Origin of the sequence: Pseudoalteromonas luteoviolacea NCIMB 1944 (genome assembly GCF_001625565.1) — a bacterium.
In the GTDB taxonomy this organism is placed as follows: Bacteria; Pseudomonadota; Gammaproteobacteria; order Enterobacterales; family Alteromonadaceae; genus Pseudoalteromonas; species Pseudoalteromonas luteoviolacea_F.
In genome coordinates, this window is the sequence record NZ_AUXS01000075.1 from 215,017 (window position 1) to 227,854 (window position 12,838).

8 protein-coding genes are annotated in these 12,838 nt (G+C 41.6%); 3 read left to right on the top strand and 5 right to left on the bottom strand.

Features of this window, described 5'->3' with window-relative positions:
- The first annotated feature begins 624 nt into the window (after positions 1 to 624).
- The gene (locus N483_RS23570) at positions 625 to 3,441 is read left to right on the top strand and encodes a TonB-dependent receptor domain-containing protein (protein ID WP_023396999.1); all 2,817 of its coding nucleotides are present in this window, start codon (positions 625 to 627) and stop codon (positions 3,439 to 3,441) included.
- A 462-nt stretch (positions 3,442 to 3,903) separates the two neighbouring features.
- Positions 3,904 to 4,146 (top strand): hypothetical protein, encoded by a 243-nt coding sequence (locus tag N483_RS23575; protein WP_023396998.1) that lies wholly within the window; start codon positions 3,904 to 3,906, stop codon positions 4,144 to 4,146.
- 443 nt (positions 4,147 to 4,589) lie between these two features.
- On the opposite strand, the gene N483_RS23580 is transcribed toward N483_RS23575, so the two are convergent.
- Positions 4,590 to 6,920 carry a DEAD/DEAH box helicase gene (locus N483_RS23580; RefSeq protein WP_023396997.1) on the bottom strand — a complete coding sequence of 777 codons (2,331 nt, stop codon included), beginning with the start codon at positions 6,918 to 6,920 and terminating at the stop codon, positions 4,590 to 4,592.
- A 104-nt stretch (positions 6,921 to 7,024) separates the two neighbouring features.
- Between N483_RS23580 and N483_RS23585 the strand changes: the two genes are divergently transcribed.
- Positions 7,025 to 7,861: a M90 family metallopeptidase gene (locus tag N483_RS23585; RefSeq protein ID WP_023396996.1), complete on the top strand. Its 837-nt coding sequence runs from the start codon at positions 7,025 to 7,027 to the stop codon at positions 7,859 to 7,861.
- A gap of 61 nt (positions 7,862 to 7,922) precedes the next feature.
- On the opposite strand, the gene N483_RS23590 is transcribed toward N483_RS23585, so the two are convergent.
- The 4 genes from N483_RS23590 to N483_RS23605 form a co-directional block, all read right to left on the bottom strand.
- Positions 7,923 to 9,818, bottom strand: a complete 1,896-nt coding sequence (locus N483_RS23590) for a DEAD/DEAH box helicase (protein ID WP_023396995.1) — start codon at positions 9,816 to 9,818, stop codon at positions 7,923 to 7,925.
- Between the two features lie 128 nt (positions 9,819 to 9,946).
- Positions 9,947 to 10,210 (bottom strand): GrxA family glutaredoxin, encoded by a 264-nt coding sequence (locus N483_RS23595; protein WP_023396994.1) that lies wholly within the window; start codon positions 10,208 to 10,210, stop codon positions 9,947 to 9,949.
- Between the two features lie 128 nt (positions 10,211 to 10,338).
- The gene (locus N483_RS23600; RefSeq protein WP_023396993.1) at positions 10,339 to 10,617 is read right to left on the bottom strand and encodes a peptidylprolyl isomerase; all 279 of its coding nucleotides are present in this window, start codon (positions 10,615 to 10,617) and stop codon (positions 10,339 to 10,341) included.
- A gap of 137 nt (positions 10,618 to 10,754) precedes the next feature.
- Complete coding sequence (locus N483_RS23605; RefSeq protein ID WP_023396992.1) at positions 10,755 to 12,827, bottom strand: TonB-dependent receptor plug domain-containing protein; 2,073 nt, start codon at positions 12,825 to 12,827, stop codon at positions 10,755 to 10,757.
- Between the last annotated feature and the right edge of the window lie 11 nt (positions 12,828 to 12,838).

Genomic DNA, 12,838 nt, shown 5'->3' on the forward strand with positions numbered 1-12,838 from the left:
ACAAGTTGCAGCATTTATAACTTTATTAATAAAGCGTGTTACGTGAATTTATGTAAAAAAGGTAGATGCCATGTAGCTTAAGTATCTACATGAAATAAACTTGTCTAGAAAACCTACTTAGGTAGGTTTTTTTTTATTTGTTTTATTGCGCATTCCGATCTTATTTGTTTACTTGTTGTTTTTTTTGTTTATATTTTGTTTTTGTGGCTTGTGCGTTAATTGAACGTTTTCCAATTCTTTTTTCACTTCAGTTGATTTAGATTTTTCGTCATCTTTCCTAACAAATGTATCGATATTAAAAAGCTGGAAGTTTTGCAGCTCTTTGTTTTATTGTTATTTTTGTACCTTTTTTGAATTGTTTTTGTTGCGCTACCTAAGCTTGGTTTATCCATTGTTAGCCACAAGTTCGACTATTTTATGAGTTTTGTTTATGAATCTTTTAATTGCTTTTTAAGCAATAATTCATTGTATTAACTGGTTTTTACAAGCTTGCATGAGTATTTACTTTGTGGTTACTATACTTGCGTTGTTACATATGAGGTACACAAAAAAGTAACGTGTTTAACCTCGTATTGAAGGCAAAATTAAAATAAAAGCTTTTCTAAAAGCCTAGGGAGAAATTGAATGTTAAATAGTAAGATTTCAAAAGCAGTTCGCTTAGCGATCGCTTTTGGTGCTGTTTCAGCAACTGCTTTTAACGCAGCAGCTGAAGAAAAAGAAATCGAAAAAATCGAAATTACAGGTTCAAGCATCAAGGGCACAGACCTTGCTGGTGCGTTACCAGTAAATGTCCTAAGTGCAGAAGACATCAAAGCAACAGGTGTTACATCTGTTCCTGATCTGATCACTCAAATTCCTTCAATGCAGGGTTTCACAACTCCAACTTCTTCTGTTGGTGGTGGTGGTGCAGGTACTGCAACAGCTTCACTTCGTGGTCTGGGTTCAGAGTATACTCTAGTTCTTCTTAACGGCCGTCGTATTGCTTCTCAGTTTTCTGGTAGCTCTGTTGATATCAACAGTATCCCTCTTGCAGCAGTTGAGCGCGTTGAAGTTCTAACTGATGGTGCTTCAGCAATCTACGGTTCTGACGCTATCGCAGGTGTAATTAACTTCATCCTAAAAGATGAGGTTGATCAGTCTACTATCTCTGTAAGAACAGACCGTCCTCGCAAAGGTGGTGAAACAACAAACGTAAGTTTCACAACTGGTTTTGGTGACTATGACTCTGACGGTTACAGCTTATTGTTTACAGTTTCTCACGACACTCAAGAAACATTGCGTTCTAAAGATCGTGACTTCTCTAAAACAGGCCTTCTAGAATTTGCACATGAAGGTCAAAGTTACTTCTCTATCAACGGTTCTCCAAATGCAATTCCTGCAAACGTAGAAGTTGAATTTGGTGAAGGCGAAGATACTTACTCATTCAACCCGTACCTATCTACCAATGGTAACTGTGCGCCAGACAATGCAAAAGACCCAAGTTCTGAGCAGTGTATGTTTGACTTCACAAGTACATTGGAAATTGTGCCAGAAAGTGAACGTACTTCATTCATGGTACACGGTAACTTTGATGTCACTGAAGACGTAAAAGCATTTGCTACTGCGAGCTACACAGATTTCACTATGACGTCTCGTATCGCACCTAACCCAACGGGTGGTATTCCAATCGGTACAACTGGTGAAGCATATACTAAATATGTTGAGCCGCACCTGAGTGAAGACCAAAAAGCACGTGCAACAGAAGTATATGCTTCGTGGCGTGCACTACCAGGCGGTAACCGTACTTCAACTTACGACACTACAACATTCAACTCTTCTTTTGGTTTTGAAGGTGTACTTTTCGATACTATCGACTTCAGCACTGCATTAGCTATTTCAGGCGCTGAGCGTGACGAAAGCTTCTCAGATGGTCACTTCTACGCAAACTGGGTTGGTGACATTGCAAATGGTACAATTGACGTATTTGCGCTTCCTGGTGAAATGAGTCAAGCAGGTCTTGATGCACTTGAAGCAAGTAAGTGGCGCCATGTAAACCAAACTTGGAAAACAAGCTCTATTGCTTGGGATTTACGTGCATCACAGCCGTTATTTGAATTACCAGCTGGTGAAGTATATATCGGTTACGGTGTAGACTACCGCATAAACACTTACGAAAACATTCCTTCAGCTGAAAATGCTAAAGATGAGCGTTGGGGTGCAGGTGGCGATCCAATCTTTGACCTAGAGCGTACAACGTACGGCGCGTTCACTGAATTCCAGGTGCCAGTACTAGACGACCTAATGCTTTCTGCAGCGATTCGTTACGATATGATTGGTGGTGTAGATAACAACCACTACATTGATGAAAACGACGAAACCGAAACTGTTCAGCAAATCACTGCGAACGATGATGAAAGCGATGTAACTTACAAAATCAGCTTACGTTACAATGCGACTGATGACTTAGTACTTCGTGGTTCAATCGGTACAGGTTTCCGTTCAGCGACAATGCTAGAAATTGCACAGCCGCAAAACTACGGTGGTGTTACTCGTGCGCCTTACACATGTCCTGTAACTGATGCTCGTAAGAGTGGTTGTAGTACAGCGCCTATTCAGTACAACCTGTTTAACAGTGGTAACGCAAACCTAGAGCCAGAGACATCTGATCAGTGGTCACTTGGTTTCGTATACGCGCCAAGCAATGAGTTCACTTTCGAAATTGACTACTGGAAAGTTGACATTAAAAACCGTGTAGATGAGCCATCAGAGACTTATGCGTTTACTACAAACCCTGCGCTATATGACGAGCAGTTCGTACTTGCGCCGGATCCGAACAACGCGAGTCGTCAGCGTCTATACTTCATCTCTCAGCCTCTGAACATCGGTGAGAGCATCAACGAAGGTATCGACTGGAAAGTTTACCTAAACAATGAATTTAGTTTTGGTACTCTGAAAACTTCACTTCAAGGTACATACTTCGTGAAGCAAGAGTACACACTAGCGGGTACAGCTGATGAGTGGAGAAGTTCACTTGGTCAATACGGTGCGGACGAAGAAGTTGTATTCCGTAACGTAATCACTGCTCAAACAGTATTGACGACTGGTGACTTCAGCCATACATTACGTGCGAACTATCGTTCAGGCTGGCATGATGCAGAAACTAACGTTCAGTACGGTACAATTGAGAACCCAGATTACGTACGTAACGACGATGGTACATTAACTGGTGCAGTTCACAGCCGTGACGTACAGTTAGAAGTTCCTTCTCACACAACGTTTAACTACAAAGTTGATTACTTCGGTTTTGAAAACACAGTAATCACAGCTGGTATTAAGAACATCTTTGACAAAGAGCCTCCGTTCTCACTAGGTGATGCAGAAGGTCACTTGGTAGGTTATGAAGGTCGTTACTATGACCAGTTCCTACGTACTTTCTACTTAAGTGTTGACTACAGCTTCTAATTTTAGCTGAGTTCTAAAAGAGCCGTTTTATACGGCTCTTTTTAATTATGCTCCTTTATTTTATATTCCCTTTATATTTCACTCTAAACGATAGTTTTTTATAACCTTATACGGTTACCTCATCTTCAGTTACAGTGTATCTCTACGCAATAAAACACAAAGTTAAAAAGTTATACGCTTTGCCAAAATAACGAGCGATGCTAGTTGTTCATGGGTAGCTAAAATAAAAAAGTATTTACATCTATTATAGCTATGGTAGGTGAGTTTCTTGCAGTTAATGTTGCTTATAAGAAGTGGTGGTTTTTGATTTTTCTCTAGAATTAATTGTTTAATATGTATTATTTAATATTTATTATTTTTTGTTTTATATGACTTGTTTTTTATTTTTAATAGCTTGATTTATTCTTTTGTACGTTGTAGTTTTAATTGGTAGGTATTTATAATAAAAGGATAGGGAATAAAATGATAAAAAAAATAGGATTAGTAGCGCTTTTAGTATCGACAGGCTTCGTTACCGGTTGTCAGTCAACAGATGCATCGGGAGACAGTGCAAAAAAAGATGGCTATCGTTGTGAGCAGGTACGTAGTTTAGGGTCAAGTATCCCGAAAAAACGTTGTACAACAAAAGAGCAGCGTAGGCAAGATCGTGAGAACGCCCAAGATCATTTACGTGAAAGTCAGGTTATACTGAGCGGTGATGGCTAATAATAAACTTTAGTGTACCTTAAAGCTCTATTTTATTACACTAATTTGAATATGGCCTATAAACTTAGGTCATTTATTTTTAAATAATACCTTACTTTTTATTTCTTCTCTAATGTTGTGGTTTTAGTCTCTTGTTTTTTAAATGAAAAATAATGTTGGGTGGTAGTAAGTTTTATAACCCTGGTCTTTCTTCCTTTATTTACAGTTTTCTGGTCTAGCCAGCTATTTTAAAGTGGAAAGTTAAGTGTCTATATATCATTGTTAATAGTTTCATGGCTTAGTGCTATATTCCCCCAAAAACCTGCACCATAAAAATAAAGGCTGAAGGTCTGGTAATATTCTAAAACAGATTAGGAGATCCCAAAGAAACGCCCTAACAAATATAATTATCTGTGAAGTTCAGGTGGTTGGGGTTGCGAGTATTACACTATTAACAGTGCTTTTTACTTTATATCTACAACCTTACTGGATTTTTTATACTGAATTTTATAACCTGTCCAGCTTGGTAGCTCCCACCTTTTAGGCGCATCTTTTCTGTTTCCTGAGAGGTATTCTAATAAAATCCGTTTACTTAAAAAATTATAAGCAACGGACATATTTAGCTCTGGTAGAGAGACCTTAATAGGGTGCTTCTCGATGAAGGGATCTAATAGCCAGCTTTCTACTTTTTGGAAGTCTAAGTCATTTGATTCGATTAACTCTATGTCTTCTGGCTGCGTAATACCGAGTACACGCAATGTATGGTCAAGATGTTCTTCTAAAGTTGGAACTGTTTTATTTATCTTTTCATGCTTGTAGTATAAAGAATGGTAAGTGAGAGTGTTTTTTATTTTGGCTGCGGAGCCTGGAAACAGCGTATCGGATTGAATGAGAAGTCGGCAAGCTGTGATCAGATCATCACCTTGAGCTAGTTCTGCTTTAGTATTCAGCGATATACCTGCATATATTAAATCACATTCTATATAGATTTGTTCATTTTCAATAAAAGCCTGAGTGATACGGTGTTCTCCTATGCTCAGTTCGGTAAGTATGTTCATTGGCAGTGGCGCGGCGAGTGTTGCCATTGTCATCGCTTGTTTACTGCCTTTACCGGCAAGGGAGAAGGTATCTAATACCAACATGGCTTGGGTATGTTCATTGATACGTGATGTATTGGAAGGAGAAACTTCTATTTTACCATTACCATAGCCACCTCTACGATTTTGTCGCTTTACGAATATCCATTCTGGGCGTGCTTTTGCAATGGCTTGTAGAAGAGCTTGGCGGTCATAACTCGCTGCTTTGTCTAGACTTGGCAAGCAAAAAGATTCTCGTAATTGTTCGCTAAATTGTTTTGCTTCAGCCAACGCCTCTTGTTCGATATGGAGCAGTCCATCTAGTTTTCCACGAACAAGGGCAATGGCTAACTCAACATCGCAGTAGTTTGGTAGTAATGAATTCACTTGCTCTAGCTGGTCGAGGTTATTGGGCAGTTGATAAACTCGCGCAGGCACAGAGATCAGTGCTATTAAGTCGATAACAGCTTGTTTGAGTGCACCAGAAGGCATATTCGCAATCAAAAACCCCAGCTCAGCATCTACCGGAAGCGGATAGAGAAGCTTCCCAAGCTCGGTCGCACATTGTGTGTTATCAATTGCGCCGATACCATGTAGAGTCGTGAGTGCTTGTTGTTTAGATGCCTCTGGTAAGGGGTCGATAAATGGTAAGGAATCTACGCCTTGTGCCGCGCACCCCGCGGCCAATACCAGTTCTGTCAGTGATTCGCGCTGAATTTCTGGAGGGGTTCGTTCAATAAGAGGGGCAAATTGACCGTATAGACGGATACAAATACCCGCTTGTGTTCGGCCTGCACGGCCTAAACGTTGTTTTGCGGAGTCACGCCCAATTGCGTCTAACCCCAAAACAGTTTTGCCATTTCTGAGGTGTGTGCGTCGTTCTAGGCCTGAATCTATGACACAGGTAACATTTGGTATGGTCAGAGAGGTTTCAGCCACGTTGGTAGCTAAGATAATACGCTGCGATGACTGCCTCGAAAGTGCGAGTTGTTGATTGTGTTTGGAGCAGCCACTGTAAAGTTGCACCACTACCGCATCAAAAGATTTTAATGCAGACGCACAGGCTATGATTTCCCCTTTTCCTGGAAGAAAAACTAAAATATCACCGTCAGTGTCTTCTTGTGCTTGATGGCACGCTGCAACGACACGCTCTGTTAACCTGTCTTTTGTTGGCATAGCACGTTGATCTTTTGCTATAAAGTCCTCTTCAACGGGGTACATATTTCCCTCGCTGTGTAGGATTGGTGCATTTAAATATCGGCTTAGGCTGTGTGCATTAAGCGTAGCGGAGGTGAGAATAAGCCGATGTTGCGCATGCTGCTTGAGCAATGCAAGCAGGAGATCCATGTCCCAGCGGCGCTCGTGAAATTCATCTAATACTATTTGTGAATAGGCGTTCAGTTTGTCTTCAAAATACCATCTAAGTGCAACGCCTGGGGTTACAAATACGATATCGGTGTGTGCATCAAATACAGTTTCAAAACGAATAGCGTAGCCTACTTTATCCCCAAGTTTTGTTTCGCATAAATTAGCGACATATTCCGCAAGTGATGTACAAGCGATACGCCTTGGCTCAACAACGAGTACTTTGCCCTGAGAGGCTGCCCAAATGGGTAGCTGTGTCGATTTACCAGAGCCTGTGGCTGCGGTAACAATGACATCTTGTTTGGAAATAGTGGTTAAAAAATCTGACTGTATAGATTCAATAGGCAGTGACATGGCAATTTATATTCGGTGTTTTATTTGACGATTTTATCAAAGAATGATTGAAAAGGGACAAAGGTGCACACACTTAAGTAAAAAAGCACAGTAAATGAGCAAGTATGATAAATCTTATGTTAATCGCCTTTTTAGCCGTGTTTGTGGTTGTTTATTGGTATCTCAACGACATAAAACGCTATTTTTGGCACAAAAAATACCAACCGCACAAGTTGTCAACAGCAGATAAAAAGGTGCTACTTAACTACATGCCTATCTACCGCAACATGACAGACGCTGATCGTCAGAGGCTTGAGCAGCATATCATTTGGTTTTTAGGTGAAAAGCGGGTGATTGGCCGGGATGGTTTACAAGTAACCAGGGCAATGTCATTGATCATTGCAGCTGATGCATGTTTATTGGTCTTGAATCAAGCCTGGCCACTATATCCAAACGTTAAAGAAGTACTTTTGTATCCAAGTCAGTATTACGCACCACAGACCAACAAAGACAGTGCAGGACTGGTAAGTTATCACACTGCGGTTAGGCAAGGTGAATCATGGCCTGGTGGCACATTGGTGCTTAGCTGGCATGATGTTTTAGAAGGAAACCGTCTACCAGGTGATGGTCATAATCTAGTGTTTCATGAGTTTGCTCATCAGTTAGATCAACAAGCTGGTAATACCAATGGTACCCCCGAGTTGCCAAAAGAAATCAGCTATCAGCACTGGGCTGATGTGTTGAGTCGCGCTTATCGCCAACTTAAAACTCAGCTTGCGTATCAGATGCCCCATGTGATCCATGAGTATGGGGCGACCAATGAAGCCGAGTATTTCGCTGTATTAACCGAAACCTTTATTGAAAAGCCGGTTGAGTTGAAGCAGGAGAATCCAGAGCTGTTTAATCTGATGGTAGCCTACTTTAGATTTGATCCCAGAGACTGGTTGGGAAGAACGATTTAGGACGGGACTTAAAATAAAAAAAGCCGCTAAAGTAGCAGCTTTTTTTAAAGATGTTTACAACTTATGAAAAGTTGATTTCGTTACGTTCACCACGCTCTTTGCGTCTGTTGTCACGGTTACCATCTCTGTTACCGTCACGACGCTTGTCGCTACGTGGATCTCTGAAGCTGCGCTTACCACCGTCACGACGGTCACCACGCTCTTCGAAGCGTCTGCCACCATCACGGCGTTCACCACGCTCTTCAAAACGTCTGCCACCTTCACGGCGATTACCATTGCCACGCGCCTGATCAGCAGGGTGAGTACTCTTAGTCATCTTCATTGGACGTTGACAAATGTGAACGCCTTGGAAGTGTGTTAGAGTCTCAGCTGGCATATCTTGAGGAAGTTGAACTGTGCTGTGCTCGTCAAATAAGCGGATCTCACCGATAAACTTACTTGAGATATCTGCTTCGTTTGCAATCGCACCAACAATGTTCTTAACCTGAACACCGTGCTCACGACCAACTTCAATACGATATGTATCCATTGGACCTGTGTTACGACGGCCTTTTTTATCACCACGGTCACCGCGTTCACCACGTCTGTCATCACGGCGATCACGATTGCCATCACGGTCACGACGTTCGCGCTGTTGAACTTTAATTTCTTCAACTTTAAGTGGAGACTGTTGCTGTGCAAGGCAAAGAAGTGCAGCAGCAAGTTGCTCTTGGCTTAGTTCAAGTTTTTCACCTAGACCTTGAGCTACTTCACTGAAGAACTCGATGTCTTTGTGATCAAGTGACATGCTTAGCTTATTCTGAAGTGCTTCGATACGCTTTTGCTCAACGATTTTTGCACTTGGTAGCTCTACTTGCTCAATGTCTGAACGAGTATGGCGCATGATGTTACGTAATAAGTAACGCTCGTTACCTTTTACGAACAAGATAGCTTTACCTTTACGACCTGCACGACCAGTACGGCCAATACGGTGAACGTAGGCTTCACTGTCTTGTGGAATATCGTAGTTGATAACTAGGCTTAGGCGGTCAACATCTAGACCACGTGCCGCAACGTCTGTTGCGATAACGATGTCTAGTAAACCACTTTTCAGTCTTTCAACTGTACGCTCACGTGCCTGTTGGTTCATGTCACCATTTAGTGGTGCAGCAGAGAAACCTTCACGCTCAAGTAGTTCAGCAAGCTGAACAGTATCATTACGAGTACGTACAAACACGATAGAAGCATCGTAATCTTCAGCTTCTAAGAAGCGTACGATAGCTTTATTTTTATGTGTCGTTGCACGCCAGTAAACTTGCTCAATTGTGTCAACAGTTGAGTTACGTGGCGTGATTTTTACTTGCTCTGCGTTATCTAAGTACTTAGAACAAATAGATTGGATCTGCTTTGGCATAGTTGCAGAGAAAAGACATGTTTGCTTTTCTTCTGGTGTTTTTTCCATGATGCTTTCAACATCATCGATAAAGCCCATGCGTAGCATTTCATCAGCTTCATCTAATACCAATGCATTTAGGTTAGATAGATCAATGGTCTTACGGTTGATATGGTCGATTAAACGCCCCGGAGTTGCCACGATGATCTGTGCGCCACGGCGAAGTGCACTTAATTGCACGCCATAGCTTTGTCCACCATATAGCGCAAGTACTTCTACGCCTCTGGTGTACTTAGCATACTGCTCGAATGCCTCTGCAACTTGCAGTGCAAGTTCACGAGTCGGAGTCAGTACTAAAATTTGTGGTTGCTTAACGGATGCGTCAACATTGTTTAATAGCGGCAGTGCGAAAGCTGCCGTCTTGCCCGTACCCGTTTGCGCTAGTCCCAGCACGTCCTTTCTTTCTAGCAATAACGGTATACATTGAGCCTGGATCTCAGAAGGTGATTGATACCCTAGCTCTTCGACTGCTTTAAGGATTGCAGGAGAAAGATCTAAAGATTCAAACGTTACTGGTTCTGACATTAATGCGCCTCAACAATTTAAAAGAGGCGGCATTGTACAGTAAAGAAAAGATAATTGCTTGTATAAATTGGCACTAAATTTGTAGGTGGTTGAAATTGGTCAAAAAATAAACTGTATTTTTTTTAGGGTTATTGATATAACCCTAAATTTGCCTTGGCATAGGCCTCAAAATCATCAAATCCACCGATATGGGATTGGTCGACAAATATTTGTGGAACTGTGTTACAAGGCTTGCCAGCAGACTTTTCTAGATCGGCTTTACTGATCCCTTCTTTATTTATGTCAATGTATCGAAAGTTAAAGTCATCACGCTCTTCTTTTAAACGTGTTGCCAATTCTTTTGCACGTACACAGTAAGGACAGCCTTCACGACCAAAAATAACAGTAAACATAGTAATAACTCTCTCAGTGATTTCAATGCCACTCAGTATAGTTGAGTGAGACCGAATTAAAATTGATTAAAAGCTATTAAGGTAATCTGTTTTTTCGATTGAATTAGGGGCAGCTTTTCAGCGTCTCACTAACTTCGATACACAGTTTTAATTAAATGGTAACCAAACTTTGTTTTAACCGGGCCATGTACTTCATACAGTGGTTTTTTAAACACGACGTCATCGAAGGCTTTAACCATGTCTCCTTTGCTAAATTCTCCTAGATCACCACCACGTTTTTTTGAAGGACAGGTTGAATGCTGTTTTGCCAATTTATTAAAGTCGCCGCCTTTTGCTAACTTGGTTTTGATGGCTAAGCATTCTTTTTCGGTTTTAACTAAGATGTGATATGCGCAAGCTTTAGGCATGATAATACTCCGAGGTGTTAAACGGGCGGATCATGCAAGGCAATGGCGAAAAACGCAAGTAGCAATTACTTACTCGCCATGCCTTATTGGGAAGGTTAACGCTACTTGTGCTTAGCGGCCCAAGCAGCCTAGGGGAATTAAAATGTCACGCTAAAACCGATTGAAGGACGCATTTCAAAATCATCGTTCTCTTCTTTTATATGAAGATCACTGACTGATTTTATTTTGTCATAATCCAAATCAATGTAGGCAACATTGTCTTGACCATAAGCATTCATAAGTTCGAATACCAACTTACCATCTAAACCAAATACGGAGGTTTTTCTTTCGAAGCGTACATCAAGGCGGTGGTAGGTTTTGAAGCGCTCTGAAAATGGGTCACCATATACAGGTAAAAAGCGACCGGCGTGATCCGGGTTCTCTCGTACACCAACAATTGGTGTATATGCTTGGCCGCTTCGCGCGGTGAAGTTAAAGCCACCTTGCCACAACTCATTAATGTCGTAGTTGAGCACTGCGTTGAAGACCAACGGTGTATCGGCGTAATAGTCTCGTGTGACATTTCTTCTTAAATCAGTACGTTCGCTTTTCGCATAACTCAGCGCAACCCAGCCGTACCAATTATCGGTTTTGTTTTTATTGACTAAAATGTCAACACCATATGCACGTCCCTCAACTTGGTTGCTGTATAAAAGGTGCGCGTCATTGCCAGAGTCAATCGCCAGTGGTAAGTCTTCCATTGTCTTGTAATAGCCCTCGATTGACCAAGACCACTCGTTTTCTAACTCTTGTCTAAAGCCCAGTGTGCTGTGAGTCGCAACTTGAGACTTTAATTTAGGGTTACCAATTTCAGGCAAGATATACTCGACATCTTGCATGCGATTATAACGGCCTACTTTTGCACTGATCACGCTGTTTGGTGAAACATAGTAGTTAACCGCAAGACGAGGAGAGGTGAAGGTCTCATCTGTATAGCGATTGTGCTGACTTTGCAAGCCAAGTTCTGTCTGCCAATCTTCATGTGGCTGCCAAATATGGGTGATACCAGCAAAACCTGAGTCCAGATCAATGGTGCGTTTTCCGTTGATCCGATCGCCTTTTTTCAAATCACAGTCAGGGTCTATTTCAGTACAAAGGTACTGAAAAGTATCATATTCATAAGTTGTTTCATTGTCGAAGTACGCGGCATCAAAAACGAAACGGTGCTGATAATTGACGGTATAGTTTAAGCGTGCCTTATAGGTATATTGCTTTTCTCCTTCTTGCTCGTAAAAGCCAGCTAGATTAGTGGGTTGTTTACCATATTCGAGTCTGCCAGAGTGATCCAAAGCACCTACACCTACTTTTAGATGAAACTTCTTACTATAGTGATCCCATAGGATACTTTGGCTGTTGAATTCTCTAATAAATCGAGCATCGCCCTGAAACTCAGGAGTTTTTTGCGCAAGTTCTGCACGCTCACTAAACCCAGCAGCGGCTGAATCTTCGGCACCCGTAAAATTAAAGGTGAGGGTATTTTTATCATTGATGTCCCACAAAAACTTGCCTTGATAGTCGTGGTCATCAGGGGCATCGTTGACTGTGACACCGCTGGGTTCTCCATCATCATCTTCTAGCTCTTCACCTTCGCTAAAAAATAGTGGAAGTGTACTTTTTCTACCTGATACATAAAAAGCGGTATTCTCCGTAGCTTGACCCTCGACAAAAAATCCAGCATTAAACATAGAGAAGTCTAGTGTGGTTGTGATGGGTTGGTATTTTGGGTTTCTCAAAGTGACGTCAAAAACAGCGCCTGTTGCATTACTGTATCCGGCGCCATAACCAGCAGAATATAGTTGGAAATCTTGAATAATATGGCGGTTAAAAATAGAACTACCAAAATCATGAAATATATAACCTGCGGGCATGAAATCAACTTCAAACATGTTGTCGCTAGGCGAAGAACCTCTTACCGCAGGTTCACTCATAGATCCCCCTGCTGCAACAACACCGGGCAGAGCGAAAACGGCGCGCAGTGGGTCGCCCAGCGCGCCAGGCATTTCAATCAGCTTTTCAGTGTCTTCAGTAATTTCAGAAGTAATTGAGCTTCGTTTATAGATAACTTCAATGTGTTCCATGTCATCATTTTTGGTTTGAGCATGGGCGGCCATCGCCATACACAACATCACAGGAGATAAAGTAAAATATTTGAGAGTATGTTGAGCAAACATCGTCGAGTCCC